This is a genomic window from Nonomuraea endophytica (genome assembly GCF_014203235.1).
Classification (GTDB): domain Bacteria; phylum Actinomycetota; class Actinomycetes; order Streptosporangiales; family Streptosporangiaceae; genus Nonomuraea; species Nonomuraea endophytica.
This window is the reverse complement of sequence record NZ_JACHIN010000006.1, coordinates 1-20,498: the sequence shown is the minus strand read 5'-3', so window position 1 is coordinate 20,498 and position 20,498 is coordinate 1. Positions and strand designations below refer to the sequence as shown.

Here is a 20,498-nt window from a genome sequence, read left to right as displayed (position 1 = left end):
TATCCGCAAACGGTAGGGTGAGGACATGGCTCGCAAGGCACCTCGGCACGCGGAGGCCGAACGCAATGACCAGGCGCTCCTGATCGCCGCCAAACAGGTGCTGAAGGCCGAGGGGGCACGCGCCTCCGTCGCCGCCATCGCGGCGCGGGCGGGGGTAGGAATGGCCACCGTCTACCGCCGATACCGCACCAAAGAGGAGTTCTTCCAACGCCTGTGCGTGCTCGCCCTGGAGCAGTGGATCAAGGCCGCGGAAGAGGGACTACGAATGGACGACCCGTGGGGCGGGCTCGTCCACTACGTGTCCGCGGCGCTGGACTTCGGCGGAGGCTCGCTCGGCTCGCTGGCCGGCACCGTCCCCGTGTCCGAGGAGATGGCCGAGGCGTTCACCCGTTCCGAAGGGCTGTGGCATTCGCTGGTCGCGCGAGCACATGAGGCGGGGGTCCTGCGGGCCGACGTGACGAGCGTCGACATCGACCTGCTGATCGAGCAGCTTGGCCAGGCGTCGCTCGTCGAACATCTGGCCAGGCAGGGCCGTACCGAACACCTCGACGAGGCCCGCGGCGCCCGCCAACGCATGATCATGATCGCCCTCGACGGCCTCCGCCCCGGCCACCCGTCACTCCCCGCACCGCCCCCGCCCACGGACCTACTCTCCCGGCGCTGGTCCATGTAGCAGCGGCATTATGCTCTCTGTTTTTTCATCTCGGCCTTTGACGGGATGAAGTGAGTACTTCTCCAAAGGCATCGGGCTTATCCGCCCGCCGCGCTGCCCGCTCTTTCGCGGCCAAAGTGAGGGAACCATGAGCGAACTGCGCCGGCACTACACCTACCTGCCGGAGCAGGGGTCCGTCGCGTGGATCAGGACCACCGACTTCGACGGCATGGTGCGCACCCTGGGTGGCGATCCCGCCTGGGTCTACCCCGCGACCTGGGCGGACGTCGAGAGTGTGGCGTGGGAGCTGGCCGATGACGAGGGCCAGGGGGTGGTCCTGGCCGCGCGCCACGGTCCCTGGACGGTCGTGCTCGACGCGATCCGCGGCCGCCTGACGGGACGGGTGAAGCGCCTGCCGGTCTCCGGAGAGGCCCTTGCTCTCCAATGGACCGTCAACTACGTCGCCTACGCCAGGGACGGGCAGGTGGTTGGCAGCTTCGACCCCGCCGACCTGGACACCATCAGTCCCTTGTCGGGACGCGCATGGTTGTCCGGCCTGCCGGTCACGCCGGAGGAATGGCGTCAAGGCTGGCAGCCGGCCGCTCTTGCCCTGGGCGAGGCGTTGTCCGGGGTCAGGTTGGATCAGGATTGGCTGGCGCGGGAACACCTGTGCGTGCCGCTGGGCACCACTCGGCCCGAGGCCCGTCGCCCGAGCGGCTTTCGCGTCAGGGACTGGCTGCGCCCGACGCTGGAAGGTGACCCGCGGCTGCTGGCGATCGCGGCCGATCCGGCGCCGGAACGGCAGCACGAGATCATCCAGATCGTGATCGAACTGGCCCGGCGTGCCTGGCCTATGTCGGGAGATGTGGAACGGCAGGCGTTGCGGGCGATCGCGGACCGGGTGAGAGACGACCGTTCCGCGAGGACACGTACCCAGCTCGACGCCGCGGCCGCGGACATACGCGCCCGGATCGACGCCACCGCCGCACAGATCGAGAGGCAGGTGAGCGAGGAGCGGGGACCAGTGCAGGTGCCCGTCGTTCCGGACATCGACCTGATGATGAGACTGTCCGCCGACCCGGAACTCGACCGGCTGCACAGGGAACTCCGCCCTCTTGAGATCTTGGCGCAGGCGCTCGACCCCGATCTGAACGCGGCGGCGACCCAGACGAGCGCTCTCCTGACAGGGAACTGGATCCCGCCGGAGATGTCACCCGCTCAGGCGGTCCTGCAGCAGCTCGCCTGGTACGTGGCGACAGGTGAGGTGGATGATGAATGAAGCGTCGATCGCCCTACACGTGGAGTTCTCCGGTCTGTGGGGTTCGTAGTGGGGCGGCGGCCGGTCGCTCTGCCTTAGGCCCCCCTTTGAGGCGGCTGTTCATTACCCAAGGCCGTAGGTTCGCCGAGCAGTACCGGCGAAGAGGGATTCGCGCTCGGCGCTTGAGTAGGATGCGGCGATCAATTTGAACGAGTTCCACAGGGTGACGTAGTCACACAGGCGTCTGTCCACCGGGAAGTTGCTTTCGAACATGCACCGTCCGGGCCCCAGCGTGTCGATGACATGGCGAATGTGCGGGCCCCAGTAGTCGGCGATCCTGGCGGAGGTCATCGGCGTTGATTCGATGAATTCGACGGGAGTGAACGCGGGCATGCCGATCCCGCCGAGCTTCATCACCACGTTGGGAACGCGCGCCAGCTCCATGATGCCGACGCGCCACTCTTCGAGCACCTCGTTCCTCCGCTGGGAGTACGGCCCGGTCGCTGCGGGGCCGCCGAGATGGTTCAGGACCACCACGAGGTTCGGGTGCGATCGTGCGAAGTCGCACAGGTCTGGGAGCTGGTGAAAGTACGTCCAGGTCTCATAGACGAGCCCGCGGCGCGCCAGTTCGGCCGCCCCTCTTCTGAAAGCAGTGTCGAGAAGAAGCCCCGGAGGTGGTTTGCTGCGACTGGCGAACACACCCGGATTCGCATCCCAGGCCACCGTGTGGCGGACCCCTTTGAACCTGCCGTCCCCTGCTTCGATGTGCGCGTCCAGGGCCTCGGCCAGTTCAGCCGGCTCCGACGTCAGGTTCGCGTATCCGACGATGCCGCTGGCCAGTCCGTCGGAGACGGACTGGCTGGCAACCCAGTCCGTCTCTCCCACGGGCCGTAGATGTTTCGGCCCCTCGGTGTAGTAGCTGCTGATGCACTCCACGAAGATGGTGGCAACGATGTGGTGCCCGGACCGAGTATCGGCGCGCAGGTCCCGCACCGAGTACGACATGAGGTCCGTCGGGCTGCCCGGCCACAGGTGGTGGTGCGGGTCCACAATCGGTAGGTCCGGATCCTGAATCGCAGGCATCACACCTTGGGCACCCAGAAACGCTGATATGAGGACGCTATCGCCAGCGGCGGAACCTCATCGTGGTGCACGTAGAGGGAGTCTCGCATGAAATTGACATCGCCGCGCGAGTCGATCCAGTAGACGGGGATTCCCGCTTCCTCCATGATCCGTCGCGACAGCACCGCACGCGGCGAAAAGTACACGTCTTCCTCGAAGACGCATTTGTCTCCGGGGAACGGCACGTAGAAGGCCACCGCATCGTACGCGGACGCGAGGTCGCCAGGCTCTAGCGTTGGGACCGACACGATCCATTCCCGGCCGTCGGCCGAAAGGGATTCCGCTAGTGCCGAGTCGCCGGAGACGTCAACACGCGCCCGTGGATTGTCCTGCACGATATGAAGGAGTAGCTCGCGCATACTCACCGGCAGTTCGCCGGGCACGACCAGGAGTCTCGTCCGTGGCAGCTTTCGAATGTTCCACACGTAGGGAACGAGCGTCTGCCCGACGAGTGCGTTCGTCTTGTCGGCGAACAGGTGATCTCCGATGACGATAGCGTCGAGGTCGGAATTCACGTAGAGGCGAAGTGCCTGCTCGCAGGTTTGGACGAGTGGTTCGCCCCGGCCGTTCAGCGACGTGTTCAAGACCAGCCCGAGTCCAGTCCGGCTCTTGAACTCCTGTATCAAACGGTAGAAGAGGGGATTGGTCTCCTCCGTCACCGTTTGAACGCGTGCCGTGCCGTCGACGTGACCGATCGAGCTGAGAGGCTCGCGCCACTCCTCCCTGATGCGGGCGACCGCGGTCATGTACGGCAGATCGCCGTCAAACTCGAAGTAGGTGTTCACGTCCTCCCGGAGGACCGACGGCGCGAAGGGTCGCCACCACTCCCGGCGCTTCACGCCATTGACCTTGTCCTTGATGCCGGGCACCAGGGGGTTGGCCAGAATCGAGCGATTTCCCAGCGCTCTCGGGCCGATTTCGGACCTGCCCTGTACCCACCCGATGACCTGGCCGGTGGCCAGAGTCTCAGCCGCATCGGCCGCGACGTCCTCTGATTGCCGGCCGCTGACCTGGTAGCTCTTGCCGGCCGTGTCCAGGTTCTCGAGATCGATGTTCTGACCCCAGTACGCATGGGTCATGTGCCACCGGCGGGGGCGATCGGGTGCGCCGATATTGTGATATGCGTAGAGTGCTCCGCCGAGCGCGGTCCCCGCATCGCTTGCCTGTGGATAAGCGACGACCTGGTCGAATCCACTCTCAGCCGCGAGTATTCCATTTGTCAGCGAGTTGAGACCCACGCCGCCCGCGAGAAGGAGAGTCTTCGCTTTGGTCTCTCGCTTCAAGAATCTCGCCTGCTTCAGCATGATCTCTTCGCAGATGGCTTGGACGGTCGCGGCGACGTCTTTGTGTGTCTGAGATATTTCCTCGCCATCACGTCGACCTGGCCCGACCAGTTGTGGCAGGATAATGCGCCCGATTTCCGTAGATGCGAACCGAAACGGTCCGCGCTGGAGGGCCGGGAGGTAGCAAAACTGGCCCTGCTCGTCGATTTGGATGAACGAGTCCAGTTGCCGCCGGTAACGTTGCGGGTCGCCGTAGGCCGCGAGGGCCATGGTCTTGCCTTCCTCACCGTATCCCCACCCCAGCCAGATGGTGACCCCCTGGTAGAGGTGTCCGAGCGAGTGCGGGTGTGGGGTTGTCCTGAGGATGGAGATCCGGCCATTTCGGCCGTGCGCGAGCATCGAGGTCTCTGCCTCGCCGCCACCGTCGACGCTGAGGATCGCCGCTTCATCACTTGGACTCGAATAGTAGACGCCGGAGACGTGACATAGGTGGTGGCGAATGTTGACGATCCGTCTGGTTGGAAAGCCTGCCTTACGCAGAAGCAAATACCACGATGGAAGATGCCAGTCGAGAAAGCGGTGGATGTCGTCGACCTTGTCGGGGGTGATGTACTCAGATATTAAAGACTTGCGTTTTTCCAGTTCGCCGGGGTGCATGCAATTGGTTACAAGGTCTACGTTGGCAGGAGATATCGAGTATTCCGCGAGCCCTTCGAACAGCACGGAGAGGTCTGTGGACGTCGCGCGTTTGACCCGGTTGAAGCGCTCCACCTCATAGACAAAGAGCGGCTCGCCATCCCGGATCAGCGCGAAACATGCGTCATGTTGGCCGGGCTTGCTTCCCAGAACAATCACGTGGCACCTTCCCTTGTGTCTCGAGTGGGCTTCGGTCGTGACGCGCTTGAGCTGTCAGGCGGGCTCACCGATTGCGGTGAAGGACTGCGGGATGTCGCCGGCAGTGGTCGTCCGATGCATTACGCGGGACAGGCCGGCGTCGAAATCCGCTCGGTGGAGCGCTCTGGCGTTGTCCCAGACCACCACGTCACCGGCCGCCCACTGGTGGCGGTACACGAACTGGTCTTGGGTGGCGTGCGCGATCAGTTCCGCCACGGTCAGTTCTAGAGGGACGCCGTCGTCCGACTCGATGCGCGCGAGGCAGAGATCGTTCACGAAGAGAACCGGGGCTCCGGTGTCGGGGTGCGCTCTGATGAGCGGGTGACGGACCGGTGTGTACGTTGAAGTGCCTGCCAGCGCCTCGGGGTTGTTGTGAGCGTCGGCCCGCGTGGCCGCGATGCGATCGTAGGCGTGCAGGCCAATCGCTCCGGCGAGCACCTCTCGCCACTGCGGGGGCACGTTTTCGTATGCGGTCTGCAGATCGGCGTACAAGGTGTCGCCGCCCGACTGCGGTAGCGCGACCGCCCTCAGCATGGTGTATCGGATGGGCCGGCGTAGAAACGAGCCGTCGGTGTGCCAGATGTTGTTTCCGACCACCGGGGTGTCGCCGCTGTTGTCCACGACGAGGAGTTCGGGGGTGTCGGGGTGTCTGTTGTGCATGTCTGGGTCGAGTTGTGGCTCACCGAGGCCGCGCGTCAGTTCGACCTGCTCTGCGGGAGTCAGCTCCATTTCTCGCAGAACGACCACGGCGTACGTCCGCAACAACGTCAGCAGCGCGTCGGGGTCGTATCTCCGGTCATCGTCAGCCGGAAGTTCCGCCACGAAGACCGGGGCGCCTGATGGGGCCGTCATTCGACATCCTCTCGGTTGAACGCCGGTCCGCGTGCGGCCGGTCTCGTGCGGATCGCGAAGGCGATGTGGCGTCGTTCTTGGGCACGCGTGCTGACACCGCCGCCAGGCCTCACGAAGAGGCGTCTCGGCGTAGCCGTGCGGGTGGAAAGGTGATCAGCCGGTTCCGTCTGGCACGTACGGGGCGGCCGGGCGCGGCGGGGGGCTTGCCGTGGTGGTGCGGTGCAGGACGCGCGGCAGCTTCCAGTGGAGCATGTCCGCCCGGTGCAGCACTCTGGCGTTGTCCCAGATCACGACGTCCCCAACACGCCAGCGATGACGGTAGACGAACCTGTCCTCGGTGGCATGCGCGTGGAGCTTGTCCAGCTGAATGAGGTTGGAGGGGTCGTTCTCCGTTTCGATGCGGACAATGCACAAGTCGCTCAGATAAAGCGCTGGAGTGCCGGTTTCTGGATGGGCTCGCACCACGGGATGGCGTACCGGAGGATACAGCTTCTCATAACCCTCTTCGATGGGCAGGCGATGTATCTCCGAGCGCAGGTGGGCAATCTTGTCGTAGGTGTGCACGCCTAGCGCGCCGGTGAGGGCGGCCTTCCAGGATGCCGGGGACTGCGCATAAGCCGCCACCATGTCGGCGAACAGAGTGTCCCCGCCTCGTGGCGGAACAACTTCCGCCCGTAACATCGTGTAGCGCGTCGGTTCCGGCAAGAAGGACCGATCCGAGTGCCAACACCGGTTTCCGACCACGGGAGTGGCGCTCGAATTGTTGACTACCAGGATGTCCTTGCTTTCGGGGTGGTGGTTGCGCATGTCCGTCACAACCTCGGGTTTCCCCAGGAACCGGGTTAGCGCCACCTGCTCTGCCGGGACCAGTTCCAGACCCCTGATCACGACGACTGAGTAAGTAGTGAGCGCCTGTTTGATTGCGTATCCATCGCGCCCGGCCAGCAATGTACCGGTCCGCCCAGTAACTTCCACGACGAATTCTCCGTGGAGAGCTGAGAAGTCCAGCGACACGTTCGCTCCTTACGCCGTTGGTGGAACCAATGTCGTAGCGAGACCAGTTAACGTGGCACACTGGTAAAAATAAGAGAAGCCTATTGCTCGATACATGTCAACGGTCGCCCGGTGGCACTGGCAGCCTCTGGACAGGGCCGCGTCAGCGAGGTCTTCGGCGCGTCGACGGCCGGGAACAGACACTTCTCAGGCCACCCGGGCAGCGCGGAACCTGGGTGAGTTTCGCCAGTAGATGCGCGCGTTCGACGAGGCCGGATTCGAGGGCACGCTGCGGAGGGATCGGGTCGCCGATGGCCATGGCAATGCCGGGCACCACGCCCTGTTCACCTGGATCCACCGGGGGTACGAGGCTAGCCAGGCCCCCGGGGTGCCGTTGCGCGCGGAGTACCCCGGTGCGTGCTAAGGCGCCTGCCGCGCCGGCTTGATCAGGTCGCCGACCTGGCAATCCAAGATGTCGCACAGCGCCACCAGCAGGTTGGGGTTGAGCCGCTCCGGGACGCCGGTGAACAGCCGATGGACCTGCTCGCGGGACAACATCACACCCCGCTCGGCCAACAGCGGCCCCAACTCGGCGGTCGTGAACATCTCCCGCTTGGCCATCACCCCACGCAGATGCCACCGATAACCGAGAGAGGGAGTCATGGTGGCTCGCTCGGCGAGCACCTCATTGAGTCGAGCGGTGCTCCGTGCCCCAACCCACATGTCGTCGCCGATGAATCGAGCGGCCGGATATCGGTCCATCGCGCAGTGATAATACGGGTGCCGGGCATCGTGCAGCATTACGACGGTGTTGGCTTCCATGAAGTCCGCAGCCGCTATTAGGCAGCGGCGTCGCTTGCGGCCGTCCACGATGATCGCGTCGAATTCGTGGCTCGTCGCGGCGGGATAGCTCACATAGTCATCGAGGTCTGCCTCACGGTCCGCCGATCGCTCTGACGGGCGTAGTGCGGTTCGGTTCCAGCACACCGCTTCGATACGGGCACGTCCTTCTCCGGCAGGTCCGCGCAGGATCCTGTCGTCCTCGACATATCGCAGGACGGTGTCGGCCCGATAGAGCAGCGCGGGCGCCAGAAAGGTGTCGAAGTACTCGCGGTCGTATTCGAGGGCGAGCCATTGAAAGGCCAGATCGTGCGCGGCCAGGATTTGGGTGTAGGACAACGTGCTTTGCCCTGAACCCCATTCTAGAACGCGTAGCTCCCGCGCTGATCCTTCGGCTGAGTTGAGCAGGATCGTCTTGATTAAATCTCCATCGCGCGGACTCATCCAAGCGTACGGGCTTTCTATTTCCCTGACCACCTGGCTGCCTCTCTAAGGGATCGTCGCCTGGCATTTAACCGCACTCCCAACAGGAGAACATGAAAATCGCTCAGGAGTCCATAGGATTCGGCCAATCGAGCGATCAGTGCCTTACCATCCCGCGAACATCATCTGGAGATTGGTATCTTCCACCGCGAAATCACTCGACAGGCCGCCGCCGAGTAACAACACGACCGGCCAGTTCCTCACCCGCGTGGAGCAAGGTTGTCACTCGCGCGGCCATGTCACTTTCCGTGGCTGATGTCTAGAGTCCGACACATGAGGGACGGCCCACGGATGACCCTGCAGACGATGCTCGTGCTGAAAGAGATGCTGTCCGACCCGGCCAAGCGCTGCTACGGGCTGGAACTGTGCGAGAAGACGCGCCAGCCCAGTGGCACGATCTACCCGATCCTGGCCCGGTTGGAGCGCGAGTTCGGTTGGATCGAGCGCCACAAGGAGTCCGCGGCCGAGCATCTGGCCCAGGGTCGCCGCGCTCGCTACTACTACAGGCTGACCGAGCAAGGCGCGCTTCGAGCTCGGATCGCCCTCGACCACGCCGAGCGTTCTCGCGGACCGGCCATGGACCCTCGGCCGGCGACGTCATGACCGGGCTCATAGAGCTGCTGCTGGCGCGGTTGCCCGCCGACTTCACCGCTACGGAGAGTGACAGAATCCGGCGTGCCTACGAGTTCGCCGCCTGTTGCCATGCCGGCCGGCTGCGCAAGAGCGGCGAGCCGTACATCACCCACCCCGTCGCCGTCGCGGAGATCGCGCTCGACGCGGGTCTGGACAGCGCCACTGTCTGCGCGGCCCTGCTGCACGATGTCATCGAGGACACCTGGTGCGACGCGGTACGGCTCCGCGCGGAGTTCGGTGATGAGATCACCGAGATGGTCCAGAACCTGACGGAAATCGGGCACGATCAGGCGGCCGTCGCCGATGCGGACGAGCGGGTCCTCGCCCTGCGGGTACTCGACCGGCTGCACAACATGCGCACCCTCCAGTACCTCGACCCGGCGAAACAGCGACGGACCAGCCGGCACGCGGTGAACGTCACGGCACCGCTCGCCGGACGCCTCGGCCTGTCGGCCATCGCCGACGAACTCGAGTCGATCGCCCACGACTGCCTGATCGGGCCGCCTGGAGGGGCGAGCTACCAGGTGCTCGCTCTGGGCGCACTGTTCCTCCCGGCTGCGGTCAGAGCGAGCTACCTGGACGAATGGCTCGGCGAGCTCGACGTCTTACCGGACCGTAGGGCTCGCACCCGGTTTGTACTCGGGCTGGCGCGAGGCGTGCCCGCACTGGCGGTGACCCTGCGGCGGCCGACACGAGGCACCCTGACCGGCCATGTCCTGACCGTTCTGCGCTGGATCTTACGGACTGACCTGCGTACCTGGACGCCACTGACCGTGCTGCTCGGCTGGATGATCGTGGAGGCCGCGAGGACCAGTCTCGGCGACGCCGCGGTCATCGCGATCACCGTGCCTCCCGTCCTTCACGCCGGCCTCACCCGCCTGCGCAGGAAACTCGGCCTCGACAAGCCCGACTGAGGGCGGGGACCCCTCCCGGAGCCGGTCGGGTAGTTCTGTGTGTCACCGGCGCTCGCCCGACGCCGGTCACCCTAAGCGATAGGGACGACACAGCATGCGCAAACTCCTTCCCGTGCTCGTCGTGTGCGCCCTGGCGGGCTGCGCCTCACCCGACACCGGACCGCAGGCGGCCACCCCAGCCCCCACGCCCAGCACGCCCACCACCAGCGCATCGGCCACCGAATCCCCGTCCCGCGAACCCACCACCAAGGTCAAGGCCTGCTTCGACGGTGACTGCCTGCTGAAGTTGTCCAAGCCGGTCACGATCCGGCTGAACGCCAAGAAGTTCTACTACCCGAAGCTCGAGGTCGTGGCCATCGACAAGGACACGATCACGTACTGGGTGGAGTACCCGCACGGAGGCGGCGTGGAGCAGCGGCTCGGCGAGGGCGGAGGCTCCAGCTTCGCGTTCCGCGAGAACACCCCGGTCGAGGTGAAGCTGGTGTCGATCACGAAGGGGCAGGCGCTGCTGTCCCTCTCACCGGGGGAGCGCGGGTGATGATGTCGCGGTCCGCAGCTCGTCACGGTGGGCGTTCAAGCCTGTTGAGCGTGTTTGGGGAGGAGGCCGACCAGGAGCAGGGTGGCCACGTAGAGGGCGGCGGCCAGGGCGGTGATGAGGATGCCCGCGCTGAAGAAGCTGCCGACGTGGGCGGTTTGGGCGAAGAAGGCGGCGCCCAGGGCGGCGGCGCCGGTGGCGTTGGCGAACTGCTGGACGGCGTTGAGCATGCCTGATCCGGTGCCGACCTCTTCGGTGGTGGCGTCGCCGAGGACGTAGTCGAAGATGGGGATGAACACCAGCCCGGAGCCGAAGCCGGTGATCAGCAGGGCGGGCGCGAGGGTCCAGGAGGTCAGGTCGTTCTGGGCGTGGGCGATGGTCCAGGCGAGGGCGATCAGGCCGGCGGCGGCGATGCCGAGGCCGAGGTGGAGGGTGGCGCGGCCGAGTCGCTCGGCGAGGAAGGCCCCGGCGAGGCCGACGGCGATGGCGCTGCCCAAAGCCCAGGGGATCAGGGTGAGGCCGGTGTGCAGGGGTGTCCAGTGCGCGCCGAGCTGGAGCATCAGGTTGAGGGCGAGCTGGAATCCGGTGAGCGCGGCGTAGAAGCCGACGACGATGACCAATCCGACGACGAAGCTGCGTTTGCGCAGGAGCGACGGGGCGATCACCGGGTGGGCGCTGCGGCGTTCTGAGGCGGCGAACAGCGCGAGCACCGGGACCGACGCGGCCATCATGGCGTAGGTCCAGATCGGCCAGCCGAGTTCGCGGCCCTGGACCAGCGGAATGATCAGCAGGGCGGAGGCGAGCGTCAGCAGGCCGACGCCGCGCAGGTCCAGGCGGGTGGAGGTGTCCTCGCCGGTGTCGCGGGGCAGGATGTACGCGCCCAGGGCCCAGGCGGCGACCCCGATCGGGATGTTGATCTGGAAGATCGAGCGCCAGCCGCCGAACAGGTCCAGATGCAGCAGCCAGCCGGCCAGGATCGGCCCGGCCACCGTGGCCAGGCCCATGATCGGGCCGAAGGGGATGAGGGCGCGGCGCAGGTGCCCGGGCGGGAAGACGACCTTCACCAGCGCGAAGCCCTGCGGGATCATCACCGACCCGAACAGGCCCTGCAGGGCGCGGGCGACGATCAGAAACCCGGTTCCGGGCGCGAGTCCGCAGGCCAGCGAGGACAGGGTGAACCCGGCCATACCCAGCAGGAACAGGCGGCGACGGCCGATCAGGTCGCCCAGCCGGCCGGAGGTGACCAGGCCAAGGGCGAAGGCCGCCGTGTACGCCGCCAGTACCCACTGCACGGTGCTGTCACGACCGCCCAGATCGGCCCGGATGGAGGGCCCGGCGAGGTTGGCGATCGTCGAGTCCAGCACGTCCATGATGTCGGCGATGACCACGACCGCGAGGACGAGCCAGGCCCGGCGCAGCGGCAGCACCAGCGACCGAGCAGCTAGAGAACTTTGTTCAGTAGACATGAACTTAGTTCTATGTGGCGAACATAGTTCATGTCAAAGCGTAGAATCGGGGCATGGCACAAGATCCGAAGGCCCGCCGGGCGGCCCGGCACCTGCAGCCCGGCGCTGCCCCGGCCCAGCCGCGCCGGGAACCTCTCACCGTCGAGCGCATCGTCGACGCCGCGCTGCACGTGGTCGCGACCCAGGGCTATGACGCGCTGACGATCCGCGCCATCACCGGCGAGCTGGGCACCAGCCCGTCATCGCTGTACGCACATGTGGTCAACAAAGCCGACATCGACGACCTGATCATCGGCCGGCTCAACTCGGAGCTCGTGCTGCCCGAACCCGACCCCGGCCGGTGGCGCGAACAGATCCTTCAGGTGTACGCCCAGATCCGCGACCAGTTCCTGCGCTATCCAGGCATCTCCCGCGCCGCCCTGGCCACCGTCCCCACCAACCTGGACACCTTGCGGGTGGGCGAGGCGATCCTGGCGATCCTGCTCGCCGGCGGCGTCGAGCCCCAGACCGCGGCCTGGGCCATGGACGCCCTGTCCCTCTACGTCGCCGCCTACACCCTGGAGATCTCCCTGCTCCACGACCCCGGCCAGGGGTGGGTCCTCAGCCGCGCCGAACTTCTCGACCGGCTCGGCTCCCTGCCCGCCGACCAGTTCCCCCACACCAGAAGCCACGCCACCGAACTCACCTCCGGCAGCGGACACGAACGATTCGACTTCACCCTCAACCTGATGCTCGGCAGCCTCAAGAATCCGGCATAGTTTCGGGCCGCCCGCTCGTCCTTGGTGGGTGACATCACGAGGAGGACGGGTGGATCCAGGCTTTGAGGCGGCTCTCCGGCAGTTCGTCATCGACAGGTCGAGCGCGTTGTTCCGCACGGCGTACCTGCTGACCGGCGACCGGCACGCCGCCGAGGACCTCGTCCAGTCGGCCCTGGCGAAGACGGCCGCGCGGTGGCGCGGCCTGCGCGACACCGAGGCCATCGAGGGGTACGTGCGCCGCACCATGTACCACGAGCAGGTGAGCTGGTGGCGGCGCCGGTCGCGGATCGTGGAGGTGAGCACGGACGGGCGGCTCGACCGGGCCGGCGACGGGCACGCCGACGCGGCGGACCTGCGGATGACGATGCGGGCGGCGCTGTCCCGGCTGACGCCCCGGCAGCGGACCATGCTCGTCCTGCGCTACTTCGAGGACATGTCGGAGACCGAGATCGCGCGCCTGCTCGGGGTGCGGGTGGGCTCGGTCCGCAGCCAGATCTACCGATCGCTGGAGCGGCTGAAGAAGTCGGCCCCCGAGCTGAGCACCGTGAGGGAGTTCCGTTGAACGTCGAGAACCTGCTGCGGGAGACCCTCGCCGAGATGGCGGACGAGCAGGCGCCGCCGCCTCCGGCCCGTTTCCTCCCGCAGCGTCCGGCCCGCCGGAGGGGCGTCGCGCTGGCGGCCGCGGCCACCGTCGTCGCCCTGGCCGTGGGTGGCACTGTCACCGTCAAAGCCCTGTCGCCAGAGGCGCCCGTGGTCGTGCGTCCTGAACCTACGCGCAGCGTCACCATCAAAGAGGGATGGCGGGTCTCGTCCTTGTTCGACAACCTCTCCCGGGTGATCGGCGAGCCCACGGCGTCGTTCGCGCGGGCAGCCAAGGACGGCCGGGCGCTGGGCCTGCCGCCGTACGCGAAGGGCAGGCTGGAGGGCTTCGCCCATCCCGGCACCTACAGCTTCGCCGAGTCGGCCACGCCTGCCGAGATCCTGGCCGCGACGGTGGCGCGTTTCCGCGAGACGGCGGACGAGCTCGGCCTGGCCTCCCGCCGCGACCCCTTGGACGTCGTCATCATCGCCAGCATCGTCCAGGCCGAGTCGCCCACCGAGGCCGACATGCCGAAGGTGGCCCGCGTCATTCACAACCGGCTGGCGCGCGGGATGCGGCTGCAGCTCGACAGCACCCTCCTCTATGGACTCGGCAGGTACGGCGTCGGCGTCACGGTCGAGGACACGAAGCGGCGGTCGCCGTACAACACCTATCGCCATGACGGCCTGCCTCCGGGACCCATCTCCAACCCCGGTAAGGCCGCGCTGAAGGCCGCACTCCATCCGGCCGAGGGCACCTGGCTCTATTTCGTGGCGAAACGCGACACTTTGGAGTTCGCCACGTCCGAGAAGGAGTTCGCCGAACTCACCGCGAAGTACCTGCACACGTTCACGCCGGCGTGAGTTTGGCGGCCACCGCGTCGAGGACCCAGTCCAGGCCGGTCGCGAAGGACGTCTCGGCGTCCACGTCCGTGCCGTCGTACACGGCCTTGGCCAGCGCGGGGAAGCGGCCCGTGTCCAGCATCCTCTTCACGTGCGGGCCGTAGGCGCGCTGCCAGTCGCGTTTGGACAGGCCCGTGGCGCGCTCGGCCCGCACGTTCGCGATCTCGCGCCTGAGCGCGCCGGTGATGTAGGCGCTGACGGTCTCCACGGCACGCATGACCGTGTCGAGGTCGGCGAGGCCGTCGAGGGCGGCGAGTGTGCTCTCTGTTACGGCGAGGGCGTTGGGGCCCAGGGTCGGACGGCCGCCGAGCAGGTCGGCCAGCCATTCGTGCCGGAGGGTGGTCCGCCGGGTGCGTTCGGCGTGAATGCGCAACATCTCCCGCCAGTCATCGGGCCGCCCCTCGGGGAGGATCTCGGCGTAGACCTCGTCCACCATGAGGTCGAACAGCTCCTCCTTGGTGGAGATGTATCCGTACAGCCGCATCGGGCCGACGTCCAGCTGGGCGGCGACCTTGCGCAACGACACCGCCTCCAGCCCGCCCTCGTCGGCCAGCGCGATGGCGGCGGCGACGATTCGCTCCCGGTCGAGCGGCGCGGGGCGAGTCGGCGGCTCCGGCCGGTCCCAGACAGTCATGGCTACATCGTACTGTTGCGATACACCGCAGCGAAGCAATACAGTGTATCGACATGAGACAACGTATCGCGGTAATTGGAGCCGGACTCGCCGGCCTTACCCTCGCCCGCGTCCTGCACCGCCACGACCACCCCGTCACCGTCTTCGAGCGCGATCCAGCCCCCGACGCCCGGCCCCCGGGCGGCACGCTGGACCTGCACGACGGGCTGGGCCAGCTCGCGCTGGGCAAGGCGGGGCTGCTGGCGGAGTTCCAGGCGCTGTCCCGGCCCGAGGGCCAGGCCATGCGCATCCTGGACGTGCACGGAACCGTCCTCCGCGACTGGCCACCCCACCCGGACGACCCGGCCCACCCCGAGATCGACCGCGGACAGCTCCGCGACCTGCTGCTCGGCCCCCTCGACGTTCAGTGGGGGAGGGGCGTGACGGAGGTGGTGCCGGGAACCAGGGACGGCGCGCTGGTCCGTTTCGCGGACGGGCGGCAGGAGCCGTTCGACCTCGTGGTCGGCGCTGACGGCGCCTGGTCCCGGGTACGGCCGGCCGTCTCGTCCACGACGCCGCAGTACACCGGCGTCACCTACGTCGAGACCTCCATCGACGACGTCGACACCCGCCACCCCGACCTCGCCCGCCTGATCGGCGACGGCTCCCTGGCCGTGTACGGCGCGAACCGCGCCCTCGTCGCCCAGCGCAACAGCGGCGGCCACGTCAAGGTGTACGCCCAGTTCCGCGCGCCGCTGGACTGGCACACGAACCCTGACCGGCACCTGGGCCTGAACGCAGGCATGAACACGAGCCTGGACCTGGCCGACGCCGAGGCCGTGCGATCAAGCCTGCTGGCACTGTTCGACGGCTGGGCCCCTTCCGTCCTCGACCTCCTCCGCCGCGGCACCACGTTCGCCCACCGCCCCCTCTACGTGCTGCCCGTCTCCCACACCTGGGCCCACGTCCCCGGGGTGACACTGGTGGGCGACGCCGCCCACCTGATGCCCCCGTTGGGGGTGGGCGCGAACCTGGCGATGCTGGACGGCGCCGAACTCGCCGAGTCCATCGCCGCCGGCCCTTCCGATCTCGACGAGACCGTCCGCGCCTTCGAGGAACAGATGTCGGCACGAGCCGGGAACTGGGCCAAGTTCACGACGGCCGGCCTGGAACGCCTCGTGAGCCCGGACCCCGCCGAAGCCCTCGCCCTCTTCGACGAAGTCCAGCCATCCTGATCGGGCGGGCTCTATTGCTCCAGCAGAGGACCGGAGACGGCCACGCCGAGGTCGAACGCTTCCCGCTGGTCGAGGATCTTGCCCTCGACATCGGGATGAGCATCGGCCCACGCCCGCACGGGCGAAGAAGTTGACCGAGCCGCCGCGGCGGCGGCGCAGCAGGAGGTCCGCTGACCGGCGAAGGCCACGGCGCTTGCCGGGTCAGGTGGCGCTGGAGCCGGAGGCGTGCACGGTGACCTGCTGACCGGCGAAGACCACAGCACCAGCCGGGGGTTTCAGGTGGTGCTGGAGGCGTGCACGGTGACCTGCTGGCCGGGGATGGGATCGCCCGAGGCGGACTTACGCCGCAGCACCTGCCGCAATGCCGCGACCGACGGCACCTTCTGAACACGGCAGGACACACTGACAGGCATCCCCGCCACGGCGAACGGGTCGACCCCGTCCACCAACAGCGTGGGAGAGCCGCGCATGCCCCGCAGCCGCGCATCCTCGGCGGAGTTCACGGTGCGGCGCACGATGGGGCCGTCCAGGCCGACATCGGCCATCGCGCGGGAGAGGTGTTCCTCCAGCAAGGGCGCGTGGGGGCAGTCCGGCACGGTCAAGACCACGATCTCCATGCCCCTCACGCTAGACGTTCCAGCGCACTGGAAGGTCAAGCACATCGCCTCTTGCCATGACATCCCGATATCGGGCTATCATCGCCAGATGGCGATTGATAGTGATGCTGGTTCCTGTGTCAGCGCCGACATCGCCGCCGGCATCTCCCCGGCGGCCGCGCTGTTCCACTCCCTGGCCGACGAGACCCGGCTGCGCATCGTGGCCCGGCTGGCCCGCGGCGAGGCCCGGGTGGTCGACCTGACCGCCGAGCTCGGGCTGGCCCAGTCCACGGTGTCCAAGCATCTGGCCTGCCTGCGCGACTGTGACCTGGTCGACTACCGCGCCGAAGGCAGGCAGTCGTTCTACTCGCTGACCCGCCCGGAACTGATGGACCTGCTGGCCTCGGCCGAGCAACTGCTGGCCGCCACCGGCCACGCCGTGACGCTCTGCCCCACCGGCCACGGCGGTCCAGTGGTCCTCCCGGCCGGGGAGGCATCGGCATGACCGCGATCAACCTGCCCGGCCTCGGCCCCTCCCCGGCGCGCCGCGACGCGCTGCAGCGCCGGATCCGGCTGCTGGTGGCCGCCACCATCACCTACAACGTGATCGAAGCGGGCGTGGCCATCACCGCGGGCACCATCGCGTCGTCGGCCGCCCTCATCGGGTTCGGTCTGGACTCCATCGTCGAGGTCGCCTCCGCCGCGGCCGTGGCCTGGCAGTTCTCCGTCACCGACCACGAACGCCGGGAGAAGACCGCGCTGCGCGTGATCGCGATCTCGTTCTTCGCGCTGGCCGCCTACGTCACCTTCGACGCCGTACGCGCGCTGCTTGGCTCCGGAGAGGCCGAACACTCCACCCCCGGCTTGATCCTGGCCGCGTTGAGCCTGGCCATCATGCCTTTCCTGTCGTACGCGCAGCGCCGTGCCGGGCGCGAACTCGGTTCCGCCTCCGCCGTGGCCGACTCCAAGCAGACCCTGCTGTGCACCTACCTGTCGGGCGTGCTGCTCGTCGGGCTGGCGCTCAACAGCCTGTTCGGCTGGTCCTGGGCCGACCCGATCGCCGCCCTGGTCATCGCCGCCGTCGCGGTCAAGGAAGGGCGCGAAGCGTGGCGCGGGGACACCTGCTGCGCCGTACCTCCTACCGTCTTGCCGTCCAGAGGGACGGCCGCCGAAGCTGACGGCTGCTGTGCCGCCGACCGGCAGAACCCGTCGTGACGTGCCGCCCCCCATCGCCGCGATGACCGGGACGCCGGCGGGGGCCTCGTCGACGAAGGTGAGGGCGACGGGCGGGTTGTTCAAGGTGAGCGCGGCCAGATTCTCCAGGTACTCGGCGGCGGCCAGGGCGCCGGTGAGGCAGCCGGACTGTTCGCCGGCCGCTTGGCGTTGTCCGGCGTCCAGGCCGTCGCGCAGGAGGAAGTCGGTCAGGATGAGGCGGCCGCCGGGTCGCAGGAGGATGGCGGGCCACCGCACGGGCGATCGCCAGGCGCTGGCGCCGCCCGCCGGACAGCCCGCCGCCGCGCTCCGATACGCGGGTGTCCAGGCCCAGCGGCATCCGGGCGACGTCGTCGTCCAGGCAGGCCACGCGTAGGGCGGTGGCCAGCGCCGCCTCGTCGACGTCGGCGTCGCCCATCGTGATGTTGTCGCGCAGGCTCCCGGAGAACAGCACCGGCTCCTGCAGGACCGCGCCGATCTGGGCGCGCAGCAGCCGCACGTCGGCATCGGGTACGCCGTAGACGACGCTGCCCGACGTCGGTTCGTACAGGCCGAGCAGGATCATGGCCAGGGTGGTCTTGCCGGCGGCGGTGCTGCCGACGATGGCCACCCGATGGCCGGGTTCGATGGTGAAGGACACCTCGCGCAGCGCCATCGGGCCGCAGTCGGCGTTGCTCATCTGCAGCACCAGCGGGACCCGGTCCGAGCCGCGCTTCGGCGCGCTCGCGCGCTGGGGTGCGGAGGTCAGCGTCATGCGACCACCCCGGCATAGCCCGCCACCACGGCGCCGACCAGTAGCAGCAACACCGCCAGCGCCAGCCATAGTCCGGCCAGCGCCCGTGGCCGGACCGGATAGTCCGGCTCGGCGCCCTCGCCCAGGCCGAGCCCCTCGCGCAGCGCCCGTGCCACGTCGTAGGGGTCGGCGGGCATGCGTCTACGCTCCTAGCGCAGCGGCCGGACGGGTGACCGCGGTGACGGCCGACAACCGCTCCAGCACCTCGTGGTTGAGGCCGTAGTAGGCCCAGGTGCCGCACTGCTGGCGGGTCAGCAGGCCGGCGCGCGACAGCAGCTTCAGGTGGTGGCTGGCGTTGGGCTGCGGCAGCTCCAGCGTGGTGGCGATGTCGAGTACGCACATCGCGGCGCCGTTCACCGCGAGCAGGTTGAGGATCTTCACCCGCTGGGGGTGCGCCAGCGCCTTGAACAGCTCAGCGGTGCTGGCGGCCTCGGCGTCGGTGATCGTCGCGCTGCCCAGCGGCGTGCAGCATTCCGGTGCGCGCTCGGTCATGGCGTCTCCCGGGGGTGGTGCCGTACATTGCTACATCTATATATCTAAGTTCATTTGTATAGAGCGCAAGGCTGTCCCCGTCACCGGTTGGGCAGGAGGCGGGGGACGGTCCGCATGTAGATGAGCATGCCGATGACTTCGACGAGGGGCTGGGTGACCACGACGGCGGCGGCCAGGGCGAGGTGGGCGGGCAGGGCCAAGGCGAGCGGGAGCACGACCAGGGAGTTGCGGGTGGCGCCGGTGAAGACCACCGCCCGCCCATCACGCGTGCCGAGCCGGAACAGGCGGGCGACGCCGAGCCCGGCGAAGGCCATGACGATCAGGAACGCGACATAGAACGGCACCACGCCGGCCAGGTCGGCGAGAGCGGCCGGGTCGGCGGTTAGGGCGGGCGCCTGGGAGGCGACCACGACCAGCAAGGTGGCGGCCATCAACGGCACCATCGTGGCGCCCGCGGCCGTGGCGAGCACCTGGCCGGGCCGGGCGCGGGCGGCCCAGGCCTGGGTGGCCCAGGCCAGCGCGAGCGGGATGACGATGAGCACGACGAACGCCTCGACGAAAGGGCCGGGCCGGACGGTCGCGGCCAGGCCGGGGCCGAGGAAGAGCCACAGCAGGGCGGGCAGGGCGAGCATCTGGGCCAGGAGCAGGATCGGTGTGGTGGCCAGCAGTCGGTCGCTGCTTGCACCCGCCAGTCCGCTGAAGACGATCACGTAGTCGACGCACGGGGTGAGCAGCACCAGCAGCACGCCGATGCGGATGGCCTGGTCGGCGGGCAGCAGCGCCAGCATCCCCGCGACCACGAGTGGCACCACGGCGAAGTTGACCACCAGTACGGCGGCCAGGAACCGGCCCTGGCGCAGCGCGCACAGCAGGCTGGCGGCCGGGACCTGCAGGAAGGTCACATACAGCAGCGCGCCCAGCGCCGGGTTGATCGCCCCCGCCAGTCCCGCGCCCAGCCCGGGCAGCGTCCAGCCCAGCAGGGCACCGACGGCGATCGCGGCCAGGTAGATGGCGATCTGGTGAGCTTCCATGCGGGCGGGCAGGGTGCGGAACGGCCCGCCGTCGCCCAGCACGAGATCCTGTTTCACGACGCGCGGGCTTGGAGCGCGTCCACCACCTCCAGCGTCAGGGTGCGCGCTGAAGGAACCCATTCCTGGTGACCGGCGATGTCCTGTGTCATACCCCGACGGTAGTCCCCCTCGGAGGGGTTCCATCAGCGCTCTTAATCTATTATCGTCGATGTTCGATGAACAAGGATGAACTGGGTCCGTTGGATCGGGCCGAGGCCGAGGAGTATGCGAGCTGGTTCAAGGCGCTCGCCGATGCCACCCGGATCCAGCTCGTGTCGTTGCTGGCCAGGCGGCGGGAGCCGATGACGGTCGGCGAGATCGT

The 20,498-nt window shown here is 67.8% G+C and carries 23 protein-coding genes; 11 read left to right on the top strand and 12 right to left on the bottom strand.

Annotation, left to right across the window (positions count from 1 at the left end; genetic code table 11):
- The first annotated feature begins 25 nt into the window (after positions 1 to 25).
- Together HNR40_RS22175 and HNR40_RS22170 are read left to right on the top strand one after the other, a co-directional pair.
- Positions 26 to 673: a TetR/AcrR family transcriptional regulator gene (locus HNR40_RS22175; RefSeq protein ID WP_184964317.1), complete on the top strand. Its 648-nt coding sequence runs from the start codon at positions 26 to 28 to the stop codon at positions 671 to 673.
- A 127-nt stretch (positions 674 to 800) separates the two neighbouring features.
- Positions 801 to 1,931, top strand: coding sequence for a hypothetical protein (locus HNR40_RS22170; protein WP_184964315.1), 1,131 nt, complete (start codon positions 801 to 803; stop codon positions 1,929 to 1,931).
- A gap of 102 nt (positions 1,932 to 2,033) precedes the next feature.
- Here HNR40_RS22170 and HNR40_RS22165 read toward each other — a convergent pair whose 3' ends face one another.
- From HNR40_RS22165 to HNR40_RS53645, 5 genes are all read right to left on the bottom strand, one after another.
- Entirely contained in the window at positions 2,034 to 2,993 is a 960-nt protein-coding gene (locus HNR40_RS22165; protein WP_184964313.1) for an amidohydrolase family protein, read from the bottom strand.
- A complete protein-coding gene (locus HNR40_RS22160; protein WP_184964311.1) occupies positions 2,993 to 5,170 on the bottom strand; it encodes a carbamoyltransferase family protein in 2,178 nt (725 codons plus the stop codon). Before HNR40_RS22160 ends, HNR40_RS22165 begins: the two co-directional genes overlap by 1 nt.
- 54 nt (positions 5,171 to 5,224) lie before the next feature.
- Entirely contained in the window at positions 5,225 to 6,061 is an 837-nt protein-coding gene (locus tag HNR40_RS22155; protein WP_184964309.1) for a TauD/TfdA dioxygenase family protein, read from the bottom strand.
- 153 nt (positions 6,062 to 6,214) lie between these two features.
- The gene (locus HNR40_RS22150) at positions 6,215 to 7,075 is read right to left on the bottom strand and encodes a TauD/TfdA dioxygenase family protein (RefSeq protein ID WP_184964307.1); all 861 of its coding nucleotides are present in this window, start codon (positions 7,073 to 7,075) and stop codon (positions 6,215 to 6,217) included.
- Positions 7,076 to 7,474: 399 nt separating this feature from the next.
- Entirely contained in the window at positions 7,475 to 8,233 is a 759-nt protein-coding gene (locus HNR40_RS53645; protein WP_221340715.1) for a helix-turn-helix domain-containing protein, read from the bottom strand.
- A 435-nt stretch (positions 8,234 to 8,668) separates the two neighbouring features.
- Between HNR40_RS53645 and HNR40_RS22140 the strand changes: the two genes are divergently transcribed.
- The 3 genes from HNR40_RS22140 to HNR40_RS22130 all read left to right on the top strand — a co-directional run bounded on the left by HNR40_RS22140 (position 8,669) and on the right by HNR40_RS22130 (position 10,462).
- Entirely contained in the window at positions 8,669 to 8,980 is a 312-nt protein-coding gene (locus tag HNR40_RS22140; protein WP_184964305.1) for a PadR family transcriptional regulator, read from the top strand.
- Complete coding sequence (locus tag HNR40_RS22135) at positions 8,977 to 9,924, top strand: HD domain-containing protein (protein WP_184964303.1); 948 nt, start codon at positions 8,977 to 8,979, stop codon at positions 9,922 to 9,924. Before HNR40_RS22140 ends, HNR40_RS22135 begins: the two co-directional genes overlap by 4 nt.
- Positions 9,925 to 10,018: 94 nt before the next feature.
- Positions 10,019 to 10,462, top strand: a complete 444-nt coding sequence (locus tag HNR40_RS22130) for a hypothetical protein (protein WP_184964301.1) — start codon at positions 10,019 to 10,021, stop codon at positions 10,460 to 10,462.
- 35 nt (positions 10,463 to 10,497) lie between these two features.
- Here HNR40_RS22130 and HNR40_RS22125 read toward each other — a convergent pair whose 3' ends face one another.
- Positions 10,498 to 11,925 carry a DHA2 family efflux MFS transporter permease subunit gene (locus HNR40_RS22125; protein WP_184964299.1) on the bottom strand — a complete coding sequence of 476 codons (1,428 nt, stop codon included), beginning with the start codon at positions 11,923 to 11,925 and terminating at the stop codon, positions 10,498 to 10,500.
- A gap of 53 nt (positions 11,926 to 11,978) precedes the next feature.
- Between HNR40_RS22125 and HNR40_RS22120 the strand changes: the two genes are divergently transcribed.
- From HNR40_RS22120 to mltG, 3 genes are read left to right on the top strand one after another with little or no spacing between them, the layout of a single operon-like run.
- The gene (locus tag HNR40_RS22120) at positions 11,979 to 12,683 is read left to right on the top strand and encodes a TetR/AcrR family transcriptional regulator (RefSeq protein ID WP_184964297.1); all 705 of its coding nucleotides are present in this window, start codon (positions 11,979 to 11,981) and stop codon (positions 12,681 to 12,683) included.
- A gap of 49 nt (positions 12,684 to 12,732) precedes the next feature.
- Complete coding sequence (locus HNR40_RS22115; protein WP_184964295.1) at positions 12,733 to 13,245, top strand: SigE family RNA polymerase sigma factor; 513 nt, start codon at positions 12,733 to 12,735, stop codon at positions 13,243 to 13,245.
- Positions 13,242 to 14,126: an endolytic transglycosylase MltG gene (gene mltG, locus HNR40_RS22110; protein ID WP_184964293.1), complete on the top strand. Its 885-nt coding sequence runs from the start codon at positions 13,242 to 13,244 to the stop codon at positions 14,124 to 14,126. The genes HNR40_RS22115 and mltG overlap by 4 nt, the downstream gene beginning before the upstream one ends.
- Here the strand turns inward: mltG and HNR40_RS22105 are convergent.
- Positions 14,113 to 14,799, bottom strand: a complete 687-nt coding sequence (locus HNR40_RS22105; RefSeq protein ID WP_184964291.1) for a TetR/AcrR family transcriptional regulator — start codon at positions 14,797 to 14,799, stop codon at positions 14,113 to 14,115. The genes mltG and HNR40_RS22105 overlap by 14 nt on opposite strands.
- 53 nt (positions 14,800 to 14,852) lie before the next feature.
- On the opposite strand from HNR40_RS22105, the gene HNR40_RS22100 reads away from it, so the two are divergent.
- Positions 14,853 to 16,013, top strand: coding sequence for an FAD-dependent oxidoreductase (locus tag HNR40_RS22100; protein WP_184964289.1), 1,161 nt, complete (start codon positions 14,853 to 14,855; stop codon positions 16,011 to 16,013).
- A 275-nt stretch (positions 16,014 to 16,288) separates the two neighbouring features.
- Here the strand turns inward: HNR40_RS22100 and HNR40_RS22090 are convergent, their stop codons facing one another.
- The gene (locus tag HNR40_RS22090) at positions 16,289 to 16,630 is read right to left on the bottom strand and encodes a hypothetical protein (RefSeq protein ID WP_184964285.1); all 342 of its coding nucleotides are present in this window, start codon (positions 16,628 to 16,630) and stop codon (positions 16,289 to 16,291) included.
- Between the two features lie 88 nt (positions 16,631 to 16,718).
- Here HNR40_RS22090 and HNR40_RS22085 point away from each other — a divergent pair, with 88 nt between their 5' ends.
- Positions 16,719 to 17,114 (top strand): ArsR/SmtB family transcription factor, encoded by a 396-nt coding sequence (locus tag HNR40_RS22085; protein ID WP_184964283.1) that lies wholly within the window; start codon positions 16,719 to 16,721, stop codon positions 17,112 to 17,114.
- Positions 17,111 to 17,824, top strand: coding sequence for a cation efflux transmembrane domain-containing protein (locus HNR40_RS22080; protein WP_184964281.1), 714 nt, complete (start codon positions 17,111 to 17,113; stop codon positions 17,822 to 17,824). The genes HNR40_RS22085 and HNR40_RS22080 overlap by 4 nt, the downstream gene beginning before the upstream one ends.
- Here HNR40_RS22080 and HNR40_RS22075 read toward each other — a convergent pair.
- From HNR40_RS22075 to HNR40_RS22060, 4 genes are all read right to left on the bottom strand, one after another.
- Positions 17,748 to 18,575, bottom strand: a complete 828-nt coding sequence (locus HNR40_RS22075) for an ATP-binding cassette domain-containing protein (protein WP_184964279.1) — start codon at positions 18,573 to 18,575, stop codon at positions 17,748 to 17,750. The two genes, HNR40_RS22080 and HNR40_RS22075, sit on opposite strands and share 77 nt — an antisense overlap.
- Positions 18,572 to 18,751, bottom strand: a complete 180-nt coding sequence (locus HNR40_RS22070) for a hypothetical protein (RefSeq protein WP_184964277.1) — start codon at positions 18,749 to 18,751, stop codon at positions 18,572 to 18,574. Before HNR40_RS22070 ends, HNR40_RS22075 begins: the two co-directional genes overlap by 4 nt.
- Before the next feature lie 4 nt (positions 18,752 to 18,755).
- Entirely contained in the window at positions 18,756 to 19,106 is a 351-nt protein-coding gene (locus tag HNR40_RS22065; protein WP_184964275.1) for an ArsR/SmtB family transcription factor, read from the bottom strand.
- 80 nt (positions 19,107 to 19,186) lie between these two features.
- Positions 19,187 to 20,194 (bottom strand): arsenic resistance protein, encoded by a 1,008-nt coding sequence (locus HNR40_RS22060; RefSeq protein ID WP_312896472.1) that lies wholly within the window; start codon positions 20,192 to 20,194, stop codon positions 19,187 to 19,189.
- Between the last annotated feature and the right edge of the window lie 304 nt (positions 20,195 to 20,498).